The sequence below is a fragment of the Psychrobacter sp. NPDC078501 genome (assembly GCF_044900935.1).
Lineage (GTDB): Bacteria > Pseudomonadota > Gammaproteobacteria > Pseudomonadales > Moraxellaceae > Psychrobacter.
On sequence record NZ_JBJDOS010000001.1, the window covers coordinates 378,684 to 403,833 of the forward strand.

Consider the following 25,150-nt stretch of genomic DNA (forward strand, 5'->3'; position numbering starts at 1 on the left):
AGCTGAATTGGACGCATAAAAAAACCACAACGCCAGTAGGTCTGACGCTGTGGTATATGCAAATGGCATATATATTAATTCATAAACCAACCATGACTGGCAACGATAGATTGTCCAGTGAATACATTGGTTGGGAAAGCCGCTAAAAATAGCGCCAATTGGGCAATATCTTCTACTGTCGTAAACTCTTTATCTACGGTATTGACCAGCATAATATCGTTAATAACCGACTCTTCACTGATGCCCTTTTCAGCTGCTTGCTCTGGGATTTGTTTTTCTACCAATGGCGTTTTGACAAATCCTGGGCAAATCACATGCGAACGTACCTTATGCGCTGCACCTTCTTTGGCTAACACACGGCACAGTCCTAGTAGTCCATGCTTAGCAGTCACGTAAGGGGCTTTGTATAATGAGGCCTCATGCGAGTGCGCAGAGCCCATATAAATAACTGTGCCGCCCTTATCGCCTTTATACATGTGCTTAATCGCGGCTTTAGTGGTCAAAAAAGCGCCATCTAAGTGGATATTAAGCATTTTCTTCCAATCGCTAAACGCCATTTTATCAATAGGGTCGATGATCTGAATACCAGCATTAGAAACCAAAATATCAATACTGCCAAAAGTATCAACTAGCTGTTGTACACCATCGTTTACCGCATCTTCTGAGGTAACATCCATAGCAATCGCCAGAGCACGTCCACCAGCAGCTTCAATAGCATCAACCGTCTTTTGTGCTGCTTCGAGATTAATATCAGCAATACCAACCGCTGCGCCTGCTTTTGCATAAGTTTCAGCGATGTCACGTCCGATACCACTTGCAGAGCCAGTGACCAATGCTACTTTGCCTGTCAAATCCTGCTGTAATTGGGTGGCCATATAGGTTCCTTATTATGATCTATAAATATCAGAAGATAAATCCTATTGAGCAATACTGACTGGCGTTTTTTCTTGTAACTCGTCAAAGCTAACACCATCTGCTAATTCAACCAATTTTAGGCCACTGTCAGTAACATCTAATACGGCAAGCTCAGTAATGATACGATCAACCACGCCTTTGCCCGTCAATGGTAGCTCACAGTTGGCTAAGATTTTTGGATCGCCATGCTTATTGACCTGTTCCATCAATACAATCACGCGCTGTACGCCTGCGACCAAATCCATCGCACCGCCCATACCTTTGACCATTTTTTTGGGAATCATCCAGTTAGCAAGGTCACCTTTTTCTGAGACTTCCATCGCGCCCAATATCGCCAAGTTGACATGACCGCCGCGAATCATCGAAAAGGACTCTGAACTACTAAAATAACTAGCCCCTGCTTCTGCAGTCACGGTTTGCTTGCCCGCATTAATCAAGTCTGCATCGACGGCATCTGCTGTAGGGAACTCACCAATACCCAACAAGCCATTCTCTGATTGTAGCCATACGTCTACGCCTTCAGGAATATAGTTAGCGACTAGCGTTGGTAGACCAATGCCCAAGTTGACGTAATAGCCGTCTTGTAGCTCTTTTGCCGCGCGCTGCGCCATTTGTTCTCTTGTCCATGCCATGCTGATTTCCTTATTTTTTACGATATTCTATTTTTATTCATTTAGACAGCCAGTTATCTAATCAATTGGCTGTCTAAACTATTATCCATCTAAAATTGACTGTTAATGTCACATACGATTAAGCGTCGACCACGTTTTTATTTACGCGCCTTCTACAGCTTTAGTCGTGGTCTTTTCGATACGTTTTTCAGGGCTAGCATTCAGCACAATACGTTGAACGAAAATACCCGGTAGATGCACTTCGTCTGGATCAAACGTACCTGTCTCAACGATTTCTTCTACTTCAACAATTGTGATTTTACCCGCCATCGCGCAGTCTGGGTTGAAGTTACGAGCGGTTTTGTTAAAGATTAAATTGCCCGCTTTATCAGCCTTTTGCGCTTTAATTAGAGCGACATCAGCGCGTAAGGAATGCTCCAACACATAAGTACGCCCATCAAAATCACGCGTCTCTTTACCTTCAGCGACTAATGTACCTACGCCTGTTGCAGTATAAAACGCAGGAATACCAGCGCCGCCTGAGCGTAATTTTTCAGCCAATGTACCTTGCGGCGTCAATTCAACCTCTAGCTCGCCTGCCAAGTACTGGCGCTCAAACTCTTTATTTTCGCCCACATATGACGAAATCATTTTTTTGATTTGACGTGTCTGTAGTAGCAGACCAAGACCGAAGTCATCGACACCAGCGTTATTACTGATACAAGTCAGCTCTTTAACTTTGCTATCACGCAGCGCTTCGATTAATGCTTCTGGAATACCGCATAGACCGAAGCCACCGATCGCGAGCGTTTGCCCGTCACTAACGACACCTTTTAGCGCTTCTTCGGCACTGTTATATACTTTTGATTGACTCATGCTTGTCTCCTATGACTGTTATTTATATTTTTAATCCGTGCATAAACTAATGCTGAATTAAGTGTCTCAATTATCCGTTTGATTGTTGCTTTTAATAAAACCTAACAACGAAAACTCATCATGCTTATTTTTCTTTTGCGCGTTATAACCTTGTATAGTCGATTCAATTTAAAAATAGTACAAGGCAACCGAGTGTAGATGTATATTAAATACTTCAAGCGAGGTGAACGCAGTAATACTTTTATAGTGAAATGACTATACCAATAGCCAAAACACGCTCATGATAATAGCACCCGATACTGCCAGTACGATCAGGCAATATCCCATAATGGCTCGCGCATCCAAACCTGCGATACCCAATAATGGCAAAGCCCAAAACGGCTGAATCATGTTGGTCCATGCGTCACCCCATGCAATCGCCATTGCAGTAATGGCTGGACTAACACCCAGTTCGATACCAGCAGGAATCATAACAGGGCCTTGTACCGCAAACTGTCCACCGCCCGATGGTACAAAGACGTTGACCAAGCCAGCACTTAAAAATGCAAAAATCGGAAAGCTGTCTGCGGAAGCAGAATTGACAAAAAATTCGGTCACTTGCGTACTGATAGAGATACCATCCGCATTTGCTCCCGTCATAATGCCCATGATGCCACCGTAGAACGGGAACAATAGCACAATACCCGTGATGCCACCTATCCCCGAGTGTACGGCACGATAATAACGCTCTAACGTGCCATGCGATAGCAAACCTATAAATAGGAATAGCCCAATGACGATATTTAGCCCTAGGTTAAAACCGTTACTACCAAACTCACTGATATAGTACATCAGTGCTAAGGCCAATAAGATGACAGCAATAATACGGCTATCATCTAGCTTTTGTGCAGGCGTGTCTCTTTGGGGCGCGACGTAGACCTCTTCTTTGATCAGCTTGGGATCAATAACCGTAGGGTTTTTAGGATGCATAAAGCGATTTAGCAGAGGCAAAATAATGATAAGTAAACCTACTAGCAGCATGTTGTAGCCTGCAAATACCGTCTGCGATAAAGGTACTGCTTCGGTCATGGTATTGCCTGACAGCGTCAGTAGCGTATCACCGCCCGAGCTAAGTGTCAGCGGTATCGAACCTGAAAAACCGCCATGCCAAATCACGAAACCTGAATACGCGGCAGCGACCAATAGCGGATAGTCGACGTTGGCCACTTTTTTTGCCAAGGCTTTGGCAAAGATAGCCCCGATGATCAGACCGAAACCCCAGTTTATCCATGAACCAACCAATCCCACCAAGGTCGATACGATAATGGCGGTCGTAGGAGAGTGAACACGACTAGCCAGATTGTCCAATAAGCGTTGAATGAATGGCGCACTGGCAAAGGCATAGCCTGTCACTAAAACCAATGCCATTTGCATGGCAAAGCTATGCAGTGACCACAGTCCATTGCCCCAATGCCCTGCCATCGCAATCATATCTTGGCCAGTAATTGCCAGTCCTACAGCAAATGCAATGAGGGTCAATACGATCGAAAACACGAATGGGGATGGTAGATAGCGGTTGACTAACTGTACGCTCGCATTAGTGATGGCACTAAACATATTCACATTCCTTGTAAATTTGATGTTTGGTTTTAAGAGTTATTATTAGAGCTTTATCAGACTTGAGAGCGACGACTGCATACTCTACCTGATAAATGGCACGCATTATATTTTACATTATTATCCATAACAATACATTTTATCTCGCTATATCATGCGTGAAACAGTTGTGATAACTTAACATATTATTTTCGTAGTGATTAGAAAATAACCCAAGAGCACGCGAGTCAACAAAGTATTCCTTATCCTTCAATAATATCGCAATTGGATTTATGTTTAATAAAATATAAAAAATAAGGTTTTTTGATTAATTTTATTGACCTATATCGATAAGCGCGACATACTCGCTGTCTTAATTTTGCCAAGGAGGGCTATCATGTTTAGTACATTTGCGATTGTCATCACCCTATTATTACTCATGTTTTTTGCTTATCGCGGTTATTCTGTGCTGATCCTAGCACCGATTATGGCGACGCTGGCAGTCTTACTATCAAGTGACTTCTTAAACACCATCCCCGCTTATACCGATGTTTTTATGGGCGCGTTAAGTGGATTCTTGCTTAAGTTTTTTCCTATATTCTTGCTAGGGGCACTATTTGGCCGCCTAATGGCAGACTCTGGCGCAGCAACCGCCATTGCCAATACGGTCGTCGAAAAGCTCGGTGCTAGCAAGGCCATCCTTGCGGTGATTTTGGTCTGTGCTATTTTGACCTATGGCGGCGTATCGTTGTTCGTTGTGGCTTTTGCTATCTATCCAATCGCTAAGGACTTGTTTAAAGCGGCAGATATCCCAAAACGTTTGATTCCAGCAGCGATTGCCCTAGGGTCATTTACGTTTACGATGACCGCATTGCCAGGTACGCCAGCTATTCAGAACGCTATTCCAATTCCTTATTACAACACTAACGTATTTGCCGCCCCTATTTTGGGCATCATCGGTGGTACGATCATGTTTGTTTGTGGTTGGATGTGGCTACAAACGCGTGCCAGAAAAGCCAATGCAGCGGGCGAAGGTTATGGTCAGCATGATGAAGAGGATACAGGTAGCATTGGTGCGGCGGCAAAAGAAGCTGAGGTATTAAACACTCATCACACTTCTTTTACCATTGCGATGATTCCGCTGGTATTGGTCATTGGTTTGAACGCTATATTGACCTATGTGGTATTCCCATCGATAGACTTCAGTAGTCTACAAACTCAGTTTCCAGATTTAAATGTCGCAGGCTCGCTTGGGTTGTGGTCAATTATTATCTCGTTGGTCGTGGCTTGTGTAGTATTAATTCTGCTCCGCATCGGACATTGGAATAATTTACAAAAAACCATTAACCGTGGTACTTATGATTCGATGTTGCCTATTTTTAACACGGCATCAGAAGTGGGTTACGGTGCAGTTATCGCGTCGCTCGCAGGCTTCCTTATCATTCGTGATAGCATTCTAAACCTAAATCCTGACAACCCTCTGATCTCAGAAGCAGTCGCGATGACTACGCTTGCCGGTATTACAGGTTCATCGTCTGGTGGTTTAAGTATTGCGCTGTCGACATTAGGCGAAGACTATCTAAGAATGGCGGTCAATGCCGGTATCGACCCTGAGTTGATGCACCGCGTAGCCGTTATGGCGGCAGGTGGTCTAGATACGCTTCCGCACAGTGGCGCTGTCATCACCTTGCTAGCGATTTGTGGTCTGACCCACAAACAGTCTTATTTAAACTTGGCAATGGTTACAATGGTCATTCCATTGGTCGCTGTGGTCGCTGTTATTATCTTAGGTACGATGTTCGGTTCATTCTAAGCTAGCTTAGCCATTTAGCCATTTAGCCATTTATTATGACTAACTACTGGTATCACTGGTATCTAAGCAAATAATGGATAAATAAAAAACCCACTTAGCGATTGCTCAGTGGGTTTTTTTCTGGCTGATTGATAACTATTCTATAACTATCAAATACGATGCAAGGCTATTGTTTATGGTTAATAAGTGCTTGCCAAATGAGAAGTAATTACCAAGGAATATCACAAAATTATCTGAATTACGGTATCATAGGCGCACTTTTTGAATTTTTATTATTTTTAGAAGTTTTTAGCATTAACGATGTCGCATCGATGAGCGATGAACCGCTTAAGATGTTCGATAACTAACCCGTTTATATAAAAATATAGGTGATTTTGTGCGTGAGATTCTAGTAACCAGTGCGCTGCCCTACGCCAATGGCTATATCCATTTGGGGCATCTTGTAGAATATATTCAGACTGACATTTGGGTACGTGCGATGAAAGCGCAAGGCCATCAGGTCACCTATGTCTGCGCGGATGATGCACACGGTACGGCAATCATGCTCAAAGCAGAGGCCAATGGCGTAACGCCAGAGGAACAAATTGCCTCAGTTAAAGCCTCACATGAAGCGGATTTTTCAAAGTTCCTTATCAACTTTGATAACTACCACAGCACGCATTCAGAAGAAAACAAACAGTTCTCTGAGCTGATTTATCGTCGTCTCAATGATGCTGGTCATATCAGCACAAAGGATGTCGAGCAACTATTTGATCCTGAAAAGCAATTATTTCTAGCTGATCGCTTTGTCAAAGGTACTTGTCCAGAGTGTGATTCACCAGACCAGTACGGCGATAACTGCGAAGTATGTGGCACCACTTACGATGCAACAGATCTAAAAGATCCGCATTCAACATTGTCTAATGCAACGCCAGTACTTAAAACATCCAAGCATTATTTCTTTGATTTGCCAGAGTTTGAGCAGTTCTTACAGGATTGGACACGCAATGACAACCGCTTGCAAACGTCAGTCGCCAACAAACTTCAAGAATGGTTTGAGGCAGGACTTGCCAGCTGGGATATCTCACGCGATGCGCCCTACTTCGGCTTCCAAATTCCAGATACCCCAAGCGATGAGCCAGATAAATACTTTTATGTCTGGCTAGATGCGCCAGTCGGCTACATGGCAAGCTTTAAAAACCTATGTGATAAGCGTGCAGGGACAGACCAAGCACTTGATTTTGACCGCTACTGGGCACAAGAAAACGAGCACAAAACCGAGGTTTATCACTTTATCGGTAAAGACATCGTTTACTTCCATGCCTTGTTTTGGCCAGCCATGCTAGCTGGTAGTGAGTTACGCACGCCGACTGGCGTCTTTGCCCATGGTTTCTTAATGGTCAATGGCGAAAAAATGAGTAAGTCACGCGGTACTTTCATCAAGGCCGAAACTTACGCTGAGCACTTGCATCCTGAATACCTGCGTTATTATTTCGCCAGTAAACTGTCTGATAAAGTTGAAGACATCAACTTAGATTTAGAAGACTTTATGCAGAAGGTAAACTCTGACTTGGTTGGTAAAGTCGTCAATATCGCCAGTCGTAGTGCAGGGTTCTTGGTTAAGAAGTACGACGGCATGCTGTCAGAAGTTTGCGTCGAGTCAGAGCTGTTAGAAGACATCACCAAAACGGGCGATGAGATTGCTGCTGCTTATGAGAATCGTGAATTCTCACGTGCCATGCGCCTAATCATGCAATGTGCGGACAAAGCCAACGAATATATCGATGCCAAAAAACCATGGTCATTAGCGAAGTTGGAAGGTACTGAGCAAGAAGTTCAAGACGTCTGCTCGGTCGCTATCAACATCTTCCGTCAATTGATGGTCTATCTAGCACCAGTATTGCCTGAGCTAACTAATAATGCTAAAGCGTTCTTAAATCTTGATGATTTAAGCTTTGCCAGTCGTAATGAGTGGTTACTAGGTCATAAAATCAACAAATTCAAACCACTGATGCAGCGTATCGAAGAAAAAGATATCGAAGCCATGGTAGAAGACTCCAAAGCGTCATTGGCTCAAGCCGATGCACCTGCCGCGACTACAGACAGTAAATCTGCTGCTAAAAATGAAGCGTCAGCAGAGATGAATACAGATGATGAGCAAACGGACTACATTGGTATTGAAGACTTTGCTAAAGTTGAGATGAAAGTCGCACACGTTTTAGAGTGTAACCATGTAGAAGGCGCAGACAAATTACTACAGTTCACCCTAGATGTCGGCGAAGACAAGCCACGTAACGTGTTTAGCGGTATTCGTAAGTTCTATGAGCCTGAGCAACTGACGGGTAAGAAAGTCATTTGCGTGACCAACCTTGCCCCGCGTAAAATGAAATTTGGCGTATCAGAAGGCATGGTATTGTCAACTGGCGAGCCAAAGACAGGCTTAACCGTCGTTACCTTACCTGATGCTTGTGTTGTTGGTGATGTATTGGCTTAACGGTTATTTTTAGGATTAAGAAATAAAAAAAGATGCTCTAAGTGGCATCTTTTTTTATGGCTGATTTAGCAAATTACTAAAAACCAAACCTGATACTTATCTGCTCAAAATATCGATGATCTGCAACGTATCATTAATCACCGTCACAATGTTATTTTCTGGCGTACGAATACGAACGTAACGATCATCATAACGGTCTAAAACGACAGAGCGGTCATAATCCCTTCTATCAATCTTACCGACTACTCTATAACCGTATCTATCAAGATCACGCTTAAATGAGGCATCCGGGCTAGCATTGCGATAAGCGTTGATACTTGGGTGGGCGTTGCCATTATGCTTATAGTTTTTACTGACATGGGCAGAGTTACCTTTGCTATTACCATGTCCATTACCGTGCCCGTTTCCATGACCATCTTTTGCCATAGCAGGCAGTCCAATCAAAGAAGTAGCAGTGATACCAGCGATGGTTAATAATTTAAGATTAGCAGTGTTCATAATATTATCCTTAAAATAGTCATTCGAAAAAGTTAGATAAATAATATCGTCTATTTCATATCCACTATGGCAGCACAATGTCACCAAAATGACTGGATTATCCTTAGACCCATCACATTTCTCGTATGAAAATTAGCTTACGTTAATTATGAAGTGAGTACGTAATAGATGCGTTGCTAGGATGTAAGCCTTTTGCATATAGTTTGAGCAAACAAAAGTACCCTAGCGGCATCTGTTATATTTAGATCTACATAAGAGCTTCAATACATCACGCGTCTTAATAAGATAAAAAGAAGTGATGATTTTTTTATTATCCATCACCATGACCGCTACACATTAATTTCTTATTGCGATAACTTACATTACTGTCATAATATGAACATAATAATCGATGGAACGATTACTTTATTTAATTGTTAGCCTGCTATCTCAGCATCAACATAGCATTGACTTGGCTAATCTGCATTCTTCAATATCATGGCAAAAGACCAAAGTACACCAGACAGATGAGCAAAATCACTACTATATAAGTTAGTAGGCTTAGTCAGTCTGGCGGTATCTACTTGGTTTTCGCGATTGATATAACCTATGAGTTAACCTAATAATGACTATCGCTTCTACTCTACGCTTAAGCCTATATGGCGTTGCTCTTAGTGCCATTAGCACACTTGGACTAATCGGCTGCTCAAACTCCTCTACTGAGACCGCAGCGACTGCTGAAAATAGCACGGCTACAGACAAACCTGCCAAATCTATTGCCATTACTCAAATCGTTGAGCATCCATCATTAGATGATATGCGCCGTGGTATTATTGATGAGTTGGCTGATAACGGTTATGTCGAAGGTCAAAACCTAACTGTTAACTTTCAAAGTGCGCAAGGAAACACAGCGACTGCAGGACAGATTGCCAAGCAATTTGCAGGAGACAATCCTGATGCGATCGTAGCAATCTCAACACCTTCTGCGCAGTCAGTGGTAGCCGCGACCACCACTATCCCTATTATTTACACCGCTGTATCAGATCCGCTAGGTGCCAAACTCATCACGGCAGATGGCAAGCCTTTTCAAAGCAATTTGACTGGACTATCAAGCCAGCTGCCATTAGAGCCGCAATTGGATTTGTTACAGCAGATAAAGCCTGACTTAAAGACCATCGGTTATGTCTATAGCCCAGGTGAGGCAAACTCAGTGTCATTGCGTGAAAACCTAAAACAAGCTCTGCCAGCACGAGGTCTGTCACTATTAGACATTCCTGCCAATCGTCCAACGGATATCGGTATGGCGACACGCAGTTTGCAAGGACGTGCAGATATCATCTATACCTCATTTGACAACAATGTTGCCTCTGCCTTTGAGGCCATGACCCAAGCAGCAAATGAGCTCAAGTTACCGATTGTCGCGTCTGATGAATTCAGTGTAAAACGCGGCGCGACTGCTGCGCTTGGTGTTAATGACTATGATTTTGGTCGTACTACTGGCAAGATGGTATATCGCGTGTTAAATGGCGAAGCGGTTAACACCATCAAACCTGAGGTCATGAATGATCTGACCTTATATGTCAGTCCTAAGCATGCCAAAACACAAGGTGTCAGTTTGCCAGCAGAGTTACTAAAAAACGCTATCAATGTTGATATTGATGCCGAAACCAAATAAAAAGTAGTAAGCTATCTATTAGCTCGTCAATTATTTATATAGTGTATGGACACACTATTATTTTAGGAGTAAGGCCCATGTTGTCTCAAAATCGTTTTGGTCGTTTTAATTTCGGTAAGGCTTTATTATTAGGCGGTGTATGTACGGCTATCTTGACTGGTTGTAACCAATCAGCGCAAGATGATGGCTCCACTGATGCTGCCGCTGGTGGTGATGCAGCGACGGCTATGAAGACCGTTGCTATTACCGCTATTGTCGAACATCCAGCACTTGATGATGTACGTAAAGGTGTCATCGACGAGCTAAACGAAGCAGGATTTAAAGACGGTGAAAACCTAACGGTTAACTTCCAAAGCGCGCAAGGAAACACTGCTACTGCTGGTCAGATTGCCAAGCAATTTGTCGCTGATGCACCAGACGTTATCGTCGCTATCGCAACACCGTCTGCGCAGTCTGTTGCCGCTTCTACTAGCAGCATTCCATTGGTATTCTCAGCAGTTACTGACCCAGTAGCCGCAAAACTGGTACCTAAGCTAGATGGCTCTGGCACCAACGTCACAGGCGCATCAGATGCCCTACCATATGAGCCACAGATTGATTTGATGCGTCAAATCATTCCATCATTAAAGAACGTCGGTTACGTCTATAGCCCAGGTGAAGTCAACTCAACGATTATCTTAAAAAATCTAAAAGAGAAGCTAACGCCGCTCGGTATCAATGTACTTGAAGCACCTGCACAGCGTAGTAACGACATCGCAATGGCAGCCCGTAGTCTCGAAGGTAAGGTCGATATGATCTACACTTCAACTGACAACAACGTAGTATCAGCATACGAGTCACTTTATCAAATCGCTAAACAAAGTAAGATTCCTTTAATTGCCTCAGACACCAGCTCAGTTGAGCGCGGTGCCGTTGCTGCTCTAGGCGTGAACTACTATGAGCTTGGCCGTGAAACTGGTAAAATTGTCGTACGTATCTTGAATGGTGAAAAAGCAGGTGCTATCCCTGTTTACACTCCACAAGCGCTTGATCTATACGTCAGTCCAAAACACGCTAAAGAAGAAGGCATCACGTTGCCACAAGCGGTTATCGATAAAGCTAAAGAAGTGGTAGAATAACGCACCTTTGTATTTGGCTCACAATAGCAGGTATAAATAGGAAAGCGACACTACTTGATACTGTGTTGTATACCTTAAATATACAGCTAATGATTAAATAAGAAACCCAGCTATGAGTCATTAGGCTGGGCTTCTTGTCTAAACAGAGTCTTTTTTGGAAGCGTGTTTAATAGTGCTGTATTTGTTTGGTAATTTATCTGATACTTGTTGAGTAGAGGATAGGTCTATTGATTACATTGCAGTGCCTTGAACCATCGCTTCAAACCAAGGTAGCTTATGATCGCTGTTAATCGTGATATGTTTTGGTTTACCCTAACCGCAGATTGCTTAATCTGTTAAATTCACCGCTTAGCTGTTTAGCAGGTAGATGATTTTGGCAATTGCCATTTAATTATCTTGGTACCATACGCTAGACACTTGGTTATGACTTACTGATCTCTTATGTCTTTAATTGCTTTTTTCGGTGCGCTTGAAAGTGGTCTGATTTATGGCCTAGTAGCACTCGGTGTGCTTATCTCATTTCGTACGCTCGACTTCCCTGATTTGACCGCTGACGGTAGTTTTCCGTTAGGGGGCGCAGTCGCTGGTATTTCTATCATCGCTGGTATCAACCCATGGTTGGCCTGTGCTTTTGGGATGTTAGCAGGTTCAGTCGCTGGTATCGTCACTGCGTGGTTGCATGTCAAACTTGGCATTTTGCAGCTGCTTGCCAGTATCTTGGTCATGGTTGCCTTATATTCTGTCAACCTACGTATCATGGGCGCGCCAAACCTACCCCTCCTTGGTGAAACCACAGTGTTTAGCACCTTGGTGACTGATGGTAATGGTTATTGGATGCGTTGCTTGATTATCGGTGTCGTTGTCGCAGCTGCTATGTTATTTTTGAACTGGTTCTATAGCACTGAGACAGGTCTGTCGATGCGCGCTACTGGCTCCAACCTAAGAATGGCACAGGCGCAAGGTATCAACACCTCGTGGATGACCATCATCGGTATGGCGATTTCCAACGGTTTGATTGCCCTAGCAGGTGCGCTGTTTGTGCAGACTCAGGGCGGCGCAGATATCTCAATTGGTATCGGTACGATCGTTATCGGTCTAGCAGCAGTCATCATCGGTGAGACGATCATTCCTGCCAAGCGTATTTGGCTGATCACCTTTGCCGTTGTTGTCGGCGCGGTATTGTACAAACTGTTTATTCAGGTCGCACTATCAAGCGATACGCTACGTAGCATCGGCTTTGGTCCACAGGATTTGAACTTGATTACCGCACTGCTCGTGGTACTAGCCTTGGTATTGCCAAAAGCGAAAACCAAGTTTTTATCACGCAAGGTTCGCGCCTAATGAAAGTCAAAGCAGGTATTTATAACACTTGCGACGCTTGAAGAGATAATAAGGAATAACGATTATGATGCAAGCCACCGATTTACGGTTGACCTTTAACCCAGGCACGCCTATCGAAAACCCTGCCCTACGTGGTATCAGCTTAAATATTGCTGATGGTGAATTTGTCACTGTCATTGGTACCAATGGTGCAGGTAAATCTACTTTTTTGAACGCAGTAAGCGGTACGACGCGCGTCGATAGTGGCTCAATCTTGCTAAATGGTATTGATGTGACCAAAAAATCTGCCCATCAACGCGCGCATTGGGTTGCTCGTGTTTTTCAGGATCCGATGGCGGGGACTTGTGAAGCGCTAACGATTGAAGAAAATATGGCTTTGGCCTACAAACGTGGTGGTAATCGCGGTCTGAAATTTGCACTGAACCAGAACAACCGCGATTTGTTTCGAGAAAAACTATCCGTTTTAAAATTAGGTTTAGAAAATCGTCTAACCGATCGTATGGGCTTGCTCTCTGGTGGTCAACGTCAAGCGGTAAGTCTGCTAATGGCATCATTGCAGCCCTCTAAAATCTTGTTGCTTGATGAGCATACTGCAGCTCTCGATCCTAAGACTGCGGCGTTTGTCTTAGAATTGACTGATAAGATTGTCACGGACAATAAGCTGACTACGATGATGGTCACCCATTCAATGCAACAAGCATTGGCACATGGCACACGCACCGTTATGCTACATCAAGGTCAAGTCGTGTTGGATGTGGCTGGTGACATTCGCAAAGGCATGACCGTACATGATCTACTCGATATGTTCGAGCAAACACGTGGCGAAAAAGTTGAAGATGACAGCCTGATTTTAAGCTAAGTTTTTGAGCTAATACTACCAATAACTTACGACTTATAAATCTGTACCTGTCGAATATAACCACTTCCGACAACTTCAAAGACCTTCAAGAGAATTGATTTTTCTTGGAGGTTTTTTGTTATCTATAGTTAATGATCATATGAACTTTCCACTGACCATTATATAGTTGTCGTCTATCAAAGCTTCGCTGTTGTCACTTACTATATGAGGTCTGTCATGCGCAAAATTCCTATCTACTCCCACCCTGCTGCTGGTTGGCCTGCGCTGATCTCATCTACCCAAAAGCTAATGGACTATAAGACATTTTTGCGCGGCGGTATAAGTGTATTCAAAAGCAATCAGCCGCAAGGCGGATTTGACTGCCCAGGCTGTGCATGGCCTGATCATAAGTCACACAAAGCTATCGATGTTTGTGAGAACGGTATTAAAGTCATTGCCAGTGAGACCATGACCCATAAAGCAGATGCCGAGTTTTTTGCAAGGCATACCGTCACTGAGCTACAGGGCTGGACTGGTTACGAGCTTGAGCATAGCGGCCGCTTATCAGAGCCGATGTATTACGATGCGGCGCAAGATCGCTATGTTCCTATTCCTTGGGAAGCCGCTTATAGCATAATTGCTGAACAATTGGGGCAGCTTGATTCACCCCATGAAGCATTATTTTACACCTCAGGCCGTGTCACCAATGAGCCTGCCTTCTTATTTCAATTGTTCGTACGCTGCTTTGGTACCAATAACTTGCCTGATTGCTCAAATATGTGTCACGAGCCAACCTCAGTAATGCTAAGCAGACAGCTAGGTATTGGTAAAGCGACAGTGATGCTAGAAGATTTTGAGCAGGCCAAGCTGATATTGATGTTTGGGCAAAACCCAGCGACTAACCATCCACGTATGCTAGAGATGCTCGCTCATGCGCATGAGCAAGGCTGTCGAATCATCTCAATCAACCCCATGCGTGAACAAGGCCTGAGTAAGTTTAGAAATCCGCAAAAACCAACACACATGGCAGCTGGTCAAAGCGCTGACATGGTCGATGATGTTATTCAAATTCAAATCGGCGGTGATGCAGCGCTATTGACGGGCATCGCCAAGTGGTTAATTGAAAACGATAAAATCAATCATGATTTTATTACCACTCATACTTCAGGCTTTGAACCTCTCAAACAGTGGCTAACAGAGCAATCATGGTCAGACATCACACTTGGTTGCGGTATTTCTCAGACAGATATTATCAATCTCGCTGAACTCGTGGCCGATAGTCCAGCAACGATTTGTACTTGGGGCATGGGCATTACTCAGCATGTGCAAGGTGATGACAATGTCGCGATGATTACCAACCTATTATTATTAATGGGCATGATTGGTATTGATGGCGCAGGTGCCTCTCCAGTACGTGGACACTCCAACGTACAGGGTGATCGTACCATGGGTATCCATGAACGCCCTAGCAAAAGCTTATTAGACAGTTTAGAGCGTGTATTTGAGCACCCTATGCCGCAAGAGCATGGCTACGATGTCGTCACAGGTGCCAAAGCCCTTATCGCAGGTAAACTAAAAGTCTTTATGGGCATGGGTGGTAACTACGCAGTGGCGGCACCTGATACCAGCGCTATTGAGCAAGCCTTAACCACTACTCAGCTTAATATATTTGTCGGTACTAAGCTCAATGAAACTATGCTATACCCCGGTGCCAACAATTTAATCCTACCTTGCTTAGGCCGTACCGAACGTATTGTCACAACAAAGGGTGAGCAGTTTGCCACTATCGAAGACTCTATGTGTCAGATCGTACCCACTCAAGGCAAACTAAAACCTGTTAGCGACACTCTAAAATCTGAAGCGCAAATCGTAGCGGATATCGCGACTCATGTACTCGGCGCCGACACGTCTATTCCTTGGCTAGCGATGAGTGAAGACTTCAATATTATTCGGGACTATATCGCTCAAGCGATTAATGGATTTGAAGACTTTAATCAACGTATTCGCACCTCTGAGCGTGGCTTTCATTTGTATCATGCGGCGCGTCATCGTGTATGGAATACCGAAAGCGGCAAAGCCCAGTTTGAAGTGCCACAATATCCGATTACTTTTGTCGCAGCACAAATGGCAGCTGCAAATGATATCGATGATATTGCAGATACAGCGCAAAAGGTTTGGCAATTGACCAGTGTCCGCAGCCACGATCAATTCAACACTATGATTTTCGGGTTTAAAGACCGCTATCGTCAAACGGATCGCCGTGACGTGCTATTCATGCATCCAGATGAAATAAGTCGTTCAGGTTGGCAAAAAGGTGACCGTGTTATGGTCACTCGCCAGCGTGCCAAAGACAGCCTAGAGCAACCACGCGTATTGGGCCCATTGGTATTGAGCGAGATGGATATTGCCTCTAACGCTGTTGCTGCTTATTACCCTGAGTGCAATGATTTATTTGATTTAGATACACATGCGCCAGATTCTCATATCCCAGCGTACAAATCGACGACCGTCGTGTTAGAGCGCGTAGAGGCAAATACATCGATAGCTACGCCTGCGTAAATCATCCTGCGGAGAGCTAATGAGAATGACATTTTCATTGGCTCTCGCTTCAAATGACCATAAGCACACTCATAATTTTAGGCCATGATAAACCGTGATAACCATTGAAAACAACGCTGAGCAAAGTGAGGCTCTTATAGACCCCGCTATGATAGATAAATCAACTAGCACTAAGATAGTTACACCTGAGCTGTCTAACGATGAGAGGTTGTCAGAGACACCACTTGCTCGTAGCCATTTGGCACAAAAGTATCATTATCCGTCAGTTATTAGTGGCCCTAATAATGACTCTCACCTTCAAATCGAATCTCAGACCACCAGCTTAGCAGTAGAAGCTGCTGTCTCTATCATTATTAATGGGATTCATTATGCTGTGCTGATGGCTAGTCCTCATCAGTTAGAGTATTTGGCTGTTGGGTTCTTATTTAGCGAAGGATTAATTCAATACAGTCACGAGTTACTCGACTGGGAAGTGACTCACCTTGCAGATATCGCTAGCTACCAGAAGTTCGTTCAAGATTCGAGTGACGAATATCTTGACTCAGTATCAATTGAGCAAAGCTTAGAACGATTTCAAGATTACGATATCTATGTCGTGGAGTTGGTATTGAGCCAACGCTGCCATCAACGTATACAGGCACAAAAGCGGCAGCTCGCAGGGCGTACAGGCTGCGGTATGTGCGGTATTACTGGACTAACGCAAGCTTTGCCTGATTTAAGTACTTACTCACAAGACCATTTACACCATGAACATAACCGACAGACAGGTATAAATGGCATTCAAACGAGCGCACCAAGTCTTGACTCCCTATTGGCACTGCGTCAACAAGTGGATGCCGCGCAACATACGCATCAACTGACAGGTGCGGTACATGCCGCAGCGACGATACATAATCAGCAGCTATATTTATTCGAGGATGTAGGCCGCCATAATGCACTTGATAAACTCATCGGTTGGCAATTACGCCAAAAAGCAGACGTTAGCTGTGTGCTTATGACTTCGCGTCTGTCTATTGAACTGGTTCAAAAGTCTATTCGAAGTCAAATCCCGTGGCTAGTTGGCATGTCAGCGCCTACCAGTACAGCAGTGCGCGTGGCTGAGCGTTATGGCCTTGGATTGGCTGGATTTTTACGTGATAACCGAGTCACTTACTATACCAAACAAGATAATATATAAAAATTCACTTCTACTTGTTCATTGAGAGCAACCATCATCTATCGCTCATTATCTATTTTTCTAATGAAAGCTTCAGCTAACCATTCATAGGTAAAATTTTGCTCATAATGATATATCACTCGATGCTACTAATAATAAAACCTTATCTTTCAATGCTTTATTAAAAATATTATTAAATCTCTTTAAATAAATACTTATATATCATCTTCGGTCATTGTTTGGTAAATATCGGATAATGTTTGAGGTTAATGACATAATAGGTTACTCTTATCCCGCAAATATGTTACAGGCACTTAACAAATATGTAGTTTTATTTATTAATGCCGCTTAGTAACACATCAATCGCAATAGATGAGTAGAGACTTCTCAGCTATTGTTTATTACAGCTGATAAGGCTGTCTAAATCGAGTTCGGGTCATTTTATCATGGCTTAGTGCTTATTCGTAATTCCGCTATAGACACTCATCACATGAGTTTTCTTTAGCATGTAGCTACCTTTGTGTATGCCTATTAATAGCGTGATGGTTTACCCATTAACTGACGCCTATTGAAAGTAGTCCCTGTCTTTTTGATTTGACACTATCTGTCTCATTAAGATTTGGGCGTAACACTTAGCATTTGCTTACCACTGCAGTTGGTATTTTCGCTATTTATATTAGCCACATACGTTCGGTATGAGGACTGTGTAGGCTATGCTGTATTCCTAATGGTTTGGTATCTTTCATTTTTACTGAACTTTATTCATCAACTAACAATTGCGAGGTCTGAGTTTGAAAACTGAGTCATTGTTCCAATTTTCATCATTAACGATTATTTTATTATTATTAGCATTTTATGGCGGCACCTATTTACTGTCCTTATTAATCAAAAAAGATAAAGAGACCACTTCTGGATTTATGGTCGCAGGTCACGGTGTTGGCTTTGGTATGGGTGCAGCCAGCATGACCGCCACTTGGATTTGGGCAGCCTCATTTTACGCTGCGGCCACCTCTGGCTATAAGTACGGCGTATCAGGGCCGATACATTATGGCTTTTGGGGTGCATTGATGATTTTATTCATCTACCCTTTTGGTATGCGCTTTCGTGAATTGGCACCAGATGGCCATACACTAGGTGAACTGATTCATGCCCGCCACGGTTCATCAAGCCAATTAATCTTAGCCATATCCAATATTATGGGCAGTTTAATTAGCTTGATGGTCAACTTTACTGCTGCTGGAGCCTTGGTATCTGTTCTTTCGCCATTATCGTTCCAAACAGGGGTAATGATCGCAGGTATCGGTGTCCTGAGTTATACATTGACATCAGGGTTTCGAGCATCTGTCTTTACGGATTTCGCCCAGTTGGTCGCTCTAATGGCCATTGGCATTGTCATTATTCCCGCCGTGTTATTTGGCATGGGTGGCCCTGAGGTTATGGTCAGCGGGCTGTCGAACCTGACGTTAGAGCAGCAGAACTTTTTCTCCTCTGAGGCATTCTTTCAACAAGGTGCGCCTTACTTCGTCGCTGTATTAGCATATGCTATCGGTAATCAAACCATCACTCAGCGATTATTTGCGATTGATAAAACTAAGATTAAAGCGACGTTTATCACTGCTACAGTCGGCTATGCTGGTATCGTTATTGGTCTTGGAATGATTGGACTAATGGCTGTGACGATTGGCGTGGAGCCACTCGATGGCAATATGAATAACCTCATTCCTCAAATGGTCAGTACTTATCTGCATCCTGTCTTTATCGCCTTATTCTTTATCTTAGTGATTGGGTCGTTGTCCTCGACCGCTGACTCAGATTTATCAGCGCTATCAACCATTATGATGGCTGATGTCTACGGTAAAAATATCGCCAAAAAAGGCCATGTTAAACCTAAAACAATGATGCTAATTGGTCGCGGCACGATGATTGTTGCGACAGCAGCTGGACTAATTTTTGCGAGCTTTAAGCTTGATATTCTCGTCATGCTAGTATTTGTTGGTGCACTATGGGGGGCTATTGTCTTCCCTGTTATCGCCAGTGTATTTTGGAATCGCGTCACCAATACTGCCTTTACCTCAGCAGTTATCGTCGGACTACTCTTATTTTGCGTTGCCCGTTTCGAATTACTTCCAATCACTGGTGTCACCGCCCTATTCTTTGAAATACTGGCCAGTGTCGGTGCAGCAGTTGTTATTGGGCTAATGGTCTTTGGGTTCTTAGGTCGTAAGATTGGCATGGTAGCCGCAGCCATTACGCTAGTGCTGATGCTTATTTTCGCTACTGGCTTCTTACGTCAATATATGGTCCTGCTAGCCTCTCTAACGGCTTACGGCGCTAGTACCGTCGTCTGTGTGATTATCAGCTTGATGGGAGATGAACACTTCGACTTCGACTTAATTAAGCAGCGCGTGGGCAATTACGATAAAAAGTCGGAAATCCCATCGTCACTTAAATCTTAAATTAAAGTCGCTTTATCCGAGTAATGATTAGTCAGGAGTATCTGGCTAATCGCTACTTACTTAGCAATATTATAAGGAGATATCATGGACAACGTTTTTATCTACGGCTTATATATCTTAATTTGGCCTGCCATTACTCTTGGCGTACTCGTATTAATTTGCACGGCCACTTATCGTGATGTGAAAAGTGCCAAACGTAACAATAAAGATATAGTTTAGCGCACTATATTTTAAACCATCATCATCAAACACTGGTTTACTAATAGTTTGAAAAAGCCTATTAACAGTATAAACGCTTCTAAATTGGGGCTAAATATAGATAAGATAATAAATAAGCTGTTTTTAATGAAAAAAGGACTTGTAATTTACTATATTTTTGCTAATATAGGCGACCTTGATTGGCTGGATGGCAGAGTGGTCATGCAGCGGACTGCAACTCCGTTAACGCCGGTTCGATTCCGACTCCAGCCTCCAATTATTTATTAACTTTACGTTAATTTTGGCTTGCATTATTATCACAACCGATTATAATAGCGACCACTTATCTAGTAACTAGATGGTCTATCAGCTAGTTTACATCTTAGATAAAACAAGTTTTGCCCGGGTGGTGAAATTGGTAGACACAAGGGATTTAAAATCCCTCGCTAGCAATAGCGTGCCGGTTCAAGTCCGGCTCCGGGTACCATTACATAGTCCTATACTATCTTATAGAACAGCTAAAGCCCCTGATATCAGGGGCTTTGTTGTATCTGGTGTTCTATACTGTCCTGCTCTATCTATCTCAATCTGTGCATCTGATGTACATTAATCTCTCAGTGCTCGTTTGAAATAATAATCATGATAAGTGATATAGATGACGAGCATCTCAAACGCCCTACTCACCTATACCACTATTCTTAAAGAAACCTATCTAGATTACACACTTGGTTTTGCAAGTAGCATTGTCAATTTATGCTCTTAACAGCCAAATCAGCTACCTAATAACACGTTGCCATAGTCATCACGCAAATCCTTTTTGACCATTTTCCCAGCGCCATTTAGGACGATATTATCTACAAATATGACTTTGTCGGGTATTTGCCAGCTGGCGATTTTACCTTCGTAAAAGCTCAGCACTTGTGGCTCATCGATTTCTGAATCTGGCTCCTTCACTACAATTAGTACTGGACGTTCGCTCCATTTTTTATGCTTTGCAGCAATAGCGGCCGCCATTCTTATCTGCGGATGGGCGACTGCGATGTTTTCCAGCTCTACTGACGATATCCATTCTCCACCAGACTTGATCAAATCTTTTGAGCGATCCCGAATATTCATATAGCCATCGGCATCAATGGTTGCAATATCGCCTGTGTCGAACCAACCATCTTCAGTTATCGCGTCAGGATTTTCTGTGTAATAATCATTGATGATCCAATGCCCTTTGATCTGTAAACGACCTTGAGACATACCATCTTCTTCGACTCGCTGTAGCGGCTCGTCAGTATCTATGAGACGTAGCTGAACGCCGTAGGGCGGACGACCTTGAGAGTTACGCAACTCATTAATCTCATCTTTACTCAGCGATTTATGCTTGGCTTTTATCTGATTCATCGTTCCAAGTGGGCTGGTTTCTGTCATGCCCCAACCATGCACCGCATCGCAGTTAAAGTCTTCTCTGAACGTTTTGATTACTGATGGTGGGCATGCGGCTCCTCCGACGATAGTACGCGTCATGCTATCAAGCTTACTACCTCTGGCTTTGGCAGCGGTTAATAGGCTTTGCCAGATTGTTGGAACCCCTAGAGCAACCGTAACATGACAATCATCAATGAGAGATACTAGGCTGTCACCATCGAGATTTGGACCAGGAAGTATGAGAGAGCAACCAGTCAGGGCAGCTGCATAAGGTGTGCCCCACGCATTGACATGGAACATCGGTACTACGGGTAACAAAACGTCTTGTGCAGAGAGCGCGGAGACATCAGGCATGCACAATGCCATCGCATGCAGCACAGAAGAGCGATGAGTATATAAAATACCTTTAGGATTACCGGTAGTTCCTGAGGTGTAGCATAAAGAGCTGGCTGTTGCTTCATCGAATTGAGGCCAGTCAAAGTCAGTAGAGTTTTCTGCTAATAGCTCATCAAAGAACAGTACATTAGGCAGTTTTTCTACGATACTATCATCTCGATCACTTAGACAAATGAAGTATTCAACACCTTTGATATGCTCTTTGATTGCCATAATTAGCGGTAGGAAAGTAGTATCAAAAAATAGCACACGATCATCAGCGTCATTGATAATGTAGCTCAGCTGCTCGGGGAACAAACGTGGATTGATAGTATGGCAAACCATGCCACTGCCTGAAATCGCATACCAAGCTTCTAAATGACGACGATTGTTCCAAGCCAAAGTTGCTATGCGTTCTGATGATTTAAGTCCCAGTGTAGCCAACGCATTGGCCAATCGTTTTGAGTTATCTGAGACAGTACGCCAATTGGTATGAGTCATCTGTCCGTCGACTTCTTTGGACAAAACCGCCGTATCACCATGATAACGGGCAGCGTGTTCGATTAGACCACTGATCAGCAATGGCTGATACATCATTTTTCCTAACATAATACATTCCCTGTAGTTATTTGAAAGTCCGCTTATTCTTGCTACTGCATCGCCTGATGCGAAGAATAGGCCTCAACTAAGAATAATTAGAATTATTCTTTAAGACAAGCTAATATTATGTTCTCTATAGACAACAAAAAATTGTGACTTAACTTCAAAAACTTAATGATTACTCTATATAAATAGTTTTTACTTTCTCATCAAAAGTTTGTCAGTATCATTTTTTTAATTAACCATAAAATTTGGACAAAAAAATCCGACCACCTAAGTGATCGGATTTTTAATGTTTGGTGGAGATGGCGGAAACTAAACTATAGATATAAGCTATTGATTTGCATAGATATATGTTTTTTAAAATAAGACGATACCAACCATAATACCAACAATCGATTTTTATTTTAATTTTGCCCAACACCTATTATATTGACTGGATGTTATTTTGTAATTGTTTGTCATGATACTATCAACAAATATTTGATTATCGGTGCAATTATTATGAATAAGCTTTTTATCTTACTTACTGTAATCTTTTTGGCTGCATGCAGTGATTCAAATAGTAAACCTGAATATGGCTCAGATTCTAACTTGCCTATCAATTGTCGTGCTTATATAGAGGAAGCTATAAGCTACTATGAACGTGAGACTGAGCCTTATGAATATGAGACTTTAGATGTAAATTATCATTGCTCACCTGATGACTGGTATAGCAGCTCATGCCAAGAACACATAGATAATGTGGGAGAGGCTTTAGAGGTAAAGACCGAACAAGTCAAAATACTAAACGATTCACTTAGAAGTCATTGTGGTTTAGCCGGTGACTTATGGCCTAACTGAATGATTTTGAAAATCGCTGCATTAGGTAGCTGTATCTCTTAACCTCAACTGGTGCAACCTAGTTTATCGAGTGTTGACTGCCATAATTGAGAGGTCAGCTTGTCGTGCTCATTCACTAGCTTATTATAAGTGCTGCGGTGCATTCCTTTAGGTCGCTCACCAATGCCATGAATAACGCCGTCTTGCCAGCCTAGGCGTGTTCTAATCCGATCTAAACGCCTAAATAAGTTATCGATAGGTTGTTCAAGCTGTGAACCATACTTGCCACCTATGCAATGCCTGCATACATAAGCACCTGCACAATAAAGCACTGATACCCGTTTACTGCAATTAGGGCATAACCACCAATGACGATGACCGCCATAGTTGCATGCTGTTCTTGATAGCTTAATACTATAACTGTATGACTTGCCGCGGTGCTCATAGCCTACCTGCATGCTCTCAGCCTTTTGCTGTGTCAGTAGCTCTCGATAGTGCGATATTCTTAGTTTAAAGTGATGACTTAGGTTTGATGCTGTGGCTATTGCTGGCATGTTTATCTCTCAAGGTTATCTAAATCATTAAGCAAATTTGCTTTGTCCTATTGTAGCTTACTTATTTCATGTTCTCTTTATGGACTCAAGAAAGTCACCATTGGTCAACATGCCCCCAATTTTGCGGTTATCTATACGGACCGTAATCGGACCGTCCTAACCTTAAGTTTTATTAAGTCAACGGCTTTCTGAATAACAGGTTTTAACAGGTTCTCATTTTATGGCTTTTTTTTGGGGTTCGTCATCATGTCGAGGGTGTGAAGTTATTAACGCCCAACTTTGGACGGTGCTAATCCTAGTCCCCATTGGTGACTGGGATTGATTTAGATGAATCCAAACTTGGATTTATTCCTCCCTTTTTATGGAGTCCAAGAATTCCTTCACGATGTCCGAAAACCTCCCTTTTTTATGGACTCAAATAATTCAGGATAGTCGTGTTTCCAGTTATTGATTCATGCGCTGTGTGCAATAAGATTCCCACCAACTGTGGAGATTTGAGCCGTTGGCGGTAATTCAATAAATCGGCGAGCTGCGCTTTAGATGTGAGGTTTTGTGAGGTTCACTACTTCGTACTTTCATTTTGAATGTCAAGTTTTGTCAAGTTTTGCGATGTCCAAAAACCTAGGGGAAACCTCAGGTTTGTAGCTAGCTGTTTAAGCATGACCGCAGTTGGTGTAAATGCTAATACGCTCAATGTTGAGCCTATCTATCTTGCTGTTTAAGGGGTCTTTTTATGGAGTCCAAAAAACCCTCTCTAAGATGTCCGAAAACTCACTGACTCATTAGGTGATTACCTAAAACCTTAGGGAAACCTTAGGGCTGTCGATTCAAAATCACGAGGCATAACGCAGCAGCATTGTATAAGATGGTCTTATCAAACATTGTTGAAGGTGTCGTTGTGAAATATTGGTTGAAGTGGATAGCTGGCGTGATAATAGCGCTTCTTGTCGCGTGGGGCTTGGTGGTGTTGTTTAATAAATATAATACACTACTAGTTTTGTTCATTCTGTGGCAAGCATACCGTCTCGATACGATAGAGAGGTTATTAAAGTCTAAAGTAGAACGTCACGAAGAAACTCACGCAAAAATATATGCTGCCATGGATAGGTTGCGTGAAAGAACTGAGGCTAGAGAAGATAGGTTGTGTGATCGGTTATCTGAGTTAGATGATGACACTAGAAAGTTAAAGCGTCAGAACAACTTTTATGATGATAGTGACCGCTACAAGTATGACTAATATCATTTTATACTCTGTAAAAAGCCGCTAAAGTTGCTAAAGTTCCTCTAAGCCTTGTTGATTAT

19 protein-coding genes and 2 tRNA genes are annotated in these 25,150 nt (G+C 42.9%); 14 read left to right on the top strand and 7 right to left on the bottom strand.

Going from position 1 to position 25,150, the window contains the following annotated elements:
- Positions 1-74 precede the first annotated feature (74 nt).
- The 4 genes from ACI2IW_RS01500 to ACI2IW_RS01515 form a co-directional block, all read right to left on the bottom strand.
- Positions 75-875 (bottom strand): 3-hydroxybutyrate dehydrogenase, encoded by an 801-nt coding sequence (locus tag ACI2IW_RS01500; protein ID WP_101204306.1) that lies wholly within the window; start codon positions 873-875, stop codon positions 75-77.
- A 42-nt stretch (positions 876-917) separates the two neighbouring features.
- A complete protein-coding gene (locus tag ACI2IW_RS01505) occupies positions 918-1,547 on the bottom strand; it encodes a 3-oxoacid CoA-transferase subunit B (protein WP_179798779.1) in 630 nt (209 codons plus the stop codon).
- A gap of 141 nt (positions 1,548-1,688) precedes the next feature.
- Entirely contained in the window at positions 1,689-2,402 is a 714-nt protein-coding gene (locus ACI2IW_RS01510) for a CoA transferase subunit A (RefSeq protein ID WP_057759287.1), read from the bottom strand.
- A 255-nt stretch (positions 2,403-2,657) separates the two neighbouring features.
- Positions 2,658-3,998, bottom strand: coding sequence for a short-chain fatty acid transporter (locus ACI2IW_RS01515; protein WP_404692411.1), 1,341 nt, complete (start codon positions 3,996-3,998; stop codon positions 2,658-2,660).
- 376 nt (positions 3,999-4,374) lie between these two features.
- Here ACI2IW_RS01515 and ACI2IW_RS01520 point away from each other — a divergent pair, with 376 nt between their 5' ends.
- On the top strand, positions 4,375-5,790 hold the full coding sequence (locus tag ACI2IW_RS01520) for a GntP family permease (RefSeq protein ID WP_404692412.1): 1,416 nt from the start codon (positions 4,375-4,377) through the stop codon (positions 5,788-5,790).
- Positions 5,791-6,166: 376 nt separating this feature from the next.
- Positions 6,167-8,263: a methionine--tRNA ligase gene (gene metG, locus ACI2IW_RS01525; RefSeq protein ID WP_404692413.1), complete on the top strand. Its 2,097-nt coding sequence runs from the start codon at positions 6,167-6,169 to the stop codon at positions 8,261-8,263.
- Between the two features lie 96 nt (positions 8,264-8,359).
- Here the strand turns inward: metG and ACI2IW_RS01530 are convergent, their stop codons facing one another.
- Complete coding sequence (locus ACI2IW_RS01530) at positions 8,360-8,761, bottom strand: hypothetical protein (protein WP_404692414.1); 402 nt, start codon at positions 8,759-8,761, stop codon at positions 8,360-8,362.
- Between the two features lie 604 nt (positions 8,762-9,365).
- Here ACI2IW_RS01530 and ACI2IW_RS01535 point away from each other — a divergent pair.
- The 10 genes from ACI2IW_RS01535 (at position 9,366) to ACI2IW_RS01580 (ending at position 20,568) form a co-directional block, all read left to right on the top strand.
- Positions 9,366-10,415 (top strand): ABC transporter substrate-binding protein, encoded by a 1,050-nt coding sequence (locus ACI2IW_RS01535; RefSeq protein ID WP_404692415.1) that lies wholly within the window; start codon positions 9,366-9,368, stop codon positions 10,413-10,415.
- Positions 10,416-10,492: 77 nt separating this feature from the next.
- The gene (locus ACI2IW_RS01540) at positions 10,493-11,533 is read left to right on the top strand and encodes an ABC transporter substrate-binding protein (protein ID WP_296207968.1); all 1,041 of its coding nucleotides are present in this window, start codon (positions 10,493-10,495) and stop codon (positions 11,531-11,533) included.
- Positions 11,534-11,974: 441 nt separating this feature from the next.
- Entirely contained in the window at positions 11,975-12,874 is a 900-nt protein-coding gene (locus tag ACI2IW_RS01545) for an ABC transporter permease (RefSeq protein ID WP_101204314.1), read from the top strand.
- A 64-nt stretch (positions 12,875-12,938) separates the two neighbouring features.
- On the top strand, positions 12,939-13,733 hold the full coding sequence (locus tag ACI2IW_RS01550; RefSeq protein WP_057759272.1) for an ABC transporter ATP-binding protein: 795 nt from the start codon (positions 12,939-12,941) through the stop codon (positions 13,731-13,733).
- A 216-nt stretch (positions 13,734-13,949) separates the two neighbouring features.
- Positions 13,950-16,271 (top strand): FdhF/YdeP family oxidoreductase, encoded by a 2,322-nt coding sequence (locus ACI2IW_RS01555; RefSeq protein ID WP_335731697.1) that lies wholly within the window; start codon positions 13,950-13,952, stop codon positions 16,269-16,271.
- Positions 16,272-16,419: 148 nt separating this feature from the next.
- The gene (gene fdhD / locus ACI2IW_RS01560) at positions 16,420-17,448 is read left to right on the top strand and encodes a formate dehydrogenase accessory sulfurtransferase FdhD (protein ID WP_404692416.1); all 1,029 of its coding nucleotides are present in this window, start codon (positions 16,420-16,422) and stop codon (positions 17,446-17,448) included.
- A gap of 785 nt (positions 17,449-18,233) precedes the next feature.
- The gene (locus ACI2IW_RS01565; RefSeq protein ID WP_320157868.1) at positions 18,234-19,883 is read left to right on the top strand and encodes a sodium:solute symporter family protein; all 1,650 of its coding nucleotides are present in this window, start codon (positions 18,234-18,236) and stop codon (positions 19,881-19,883) included.
- 84 nt (positions 19,884-19,967) lie between these two features.
- The gene (locus ACI2IW_RS01570; RefSeq protein ID WP_219621825.1) at positions 19,968-20,102 is read left to right on the top strand and encodes a putative transporter small subunit; all 135 of its coding nucleotides are present in this window, start codon (positions 19,968-19,970) and stop codon (positions 20,100-20,102) included.
- 181 nt (positions 20,103-20,283) lie between these two features.
- Positions 20,284-20,357: transfer RNA gene (locus ACI2IW_RS01575), tRNA-Cys, on the top strand.
- A 124-nt stretch (positions 20,358-20,481) separates the two neighbouring features.
- A tRNA-Leu gene (locus tag ACI2IW_RS01580) sits at positions 20,482-20,568 on the top strand.
- 284 nt (positions 20,569-20,852) lie between these two features.
- Here the strand turns inward: ACI2IW_RS01580 and ACI2IW_RS01585 are convergent.
- Positions 20,853-22,481, bottom strand: coding sequence for a long-chain-fatty-acid--CoA ligase (locus ACI2IW_RS01585; protein WP_404692417.1), 1,629 nt, complete (start codon positions 22,479-22,481; stop codon positions 20,853-20,855).
- Between the two features lie 495 nt (positions 22,482-22,976).
- Between ACI2IW_RS01585 and ACI2IW_RS01590 the strand changes: the two genes are divergently transcribed.
- Entirely contained in the window at positions 22,977-23,315 is a 339-nt protein-coding gene (locus ACI2IW_RS01590; protein WP_270894488.1) for a hypothetical protein, read from the top strand.
- A 44-nt stretch (positions 23,316-23,359) separates the two neighbouring features.
- Here the strand turns inward: ACI2IW_RS01590 and ACI2IW_RS01595 are convergent, their stop codons facing one another.
- Complete coding sequence (locus tag ACI2IW_RS01595; RefSeq protein WP_404692418.1) at positions 23,360-23,848, bottom strand: hypothetical protein; 489 nt, start codon at positions 23,846-23,848, stop codon at positions 23,360-23,362.
- A gap of 898 nt (positions 23,849-24,746) precedes the next feature.
- Here ACI2IW_RS01595 and ACI2IW_RS01600 point away from each other — a divergent pair.
- Complete coding sequence (locus ACI2IW_RS01600) at positions 24,747-25,085, top strand: hypothetical protein (protein ID WP_404692419.1); 339 nt, start codon at positions 24,747-24,749, stop codon at positions 25,083-25,085.
- Positions 25,086-25,150: the final 65 nt, after the last annotated feature.

Bases quoted from the DNA above. Each gene is read 5' to 3' on its own strand.
- fdhD (WP_404692416.1), top strand. From the start codon at position 16,420: ATGATAGATAAATCAACTAGCACTAAGATAGTTACACCTGAGCTGTCT.
- ACI2IW_RS01530 (WP_404692414.1), bottom strand. From the start codon at position 8,761: ATGAACACTGCTAATCTTAAATTATTAACCATCGCTGGTATCACTGCT.
- ACI2IW_RS01540 (WP_296207968.1), top strand. From the start codon at position 10,493: ATGTTGTCTCAAAATCGTTTTGGTCGTTTTAATTTCGGTAAGGCTTTA.
- ACI2IW_RS01510 (WP_057759287.1), bottom strand. From the start codon at position 2,402: ATGAGTCAATCAAAAGTATATAACAGTGCCGAAGAAGCGCTAAAAGGT.
- ACI2IW_RS01500 (WP_101204306.1), bottom strand. From the start codon at position 875: ATGGCCACCCAATTACAGCAGGATTTGACAGGCAAAGTAGCATTGGTC.
- ACI2IW_RS01585 (WP_404692417.1), bottom strand. From the start codon at position 22,481: ATGTTAGGAAAAATGATGTATCAGCCATTGCTGATCAGTGGTCTAATC.
- ACI2IW_RS01550 (WP_057759272.1), top strand. From the start codon at position 12,939: ATGATGCAAGCCACCGATTTACGGTTGACCTTTAACCCAGGCACGCCT.
- ACI2IW_RS01570 (WP_219621825.1), top strand. From the start codon at position 19,968: ATGGACAACGTTTTTATCTACGGCTTATATATCTTAATTTGGCCTGCC.
- ACI2IW_RS01515 (WP_404692411.1), bottom strand. From the start codon at position 3,998: ATGTTTAGTGCCATCACTAATGCGAGCGTACAGTTAGTCAACCGCTAT.
- ACI2IW_RS01520 (WP_404692412.1), top strand. From the start codon at position 4,375: ATGTTTAGTACATTTGCGATTGTCATCACCCTATTATTACTCATGTTT.
- ACI2IW_RS01555 (WP_335731697.1), top strand. From the start codon at position 13,950: ATGCGCAAAATTCCTATCTACTCCCACCCTGCTGCTGGTTGGCCTGCG.
- ACI2IW_RS01505 (WP_179798779.1), bottom strand. From the start codon at position 1,547: ATGGCATGGACAAGAGAACAAATGGCGCAGCGCGCGGCAAAAGAGCTA.
- ACI2IW_RS01590 (WP_270894488.1), top strand. From the start codon at position 22,977: ATGAATAAGCTTTTTATCTTACTTACTGTAATCTTTTTGGCTGCATGC.
- ACI2IW_RS01545 (WP_101204314.1), top strand. From the start codon at position 11,975: ATGTCTTTAATTGCTTTTTTCGGTGCGCTTGAAAGTGGTCTGATTTAT.
- ACI2IW_RS01595 (WP_404692418.1), bottom strand. From the start codon at position 23,848: ATGCCAGCAATAGCCACAGCATCAAACCTAAGTCATCACTTTAAACTA.
- ACI2IW_RS01535 (WP_404692415.1), top strand. From the start codon at position 9,366: ATGACTATCGCTTCTACTCTACGCTTAAGCCTATATGGCGTTGCTCTT.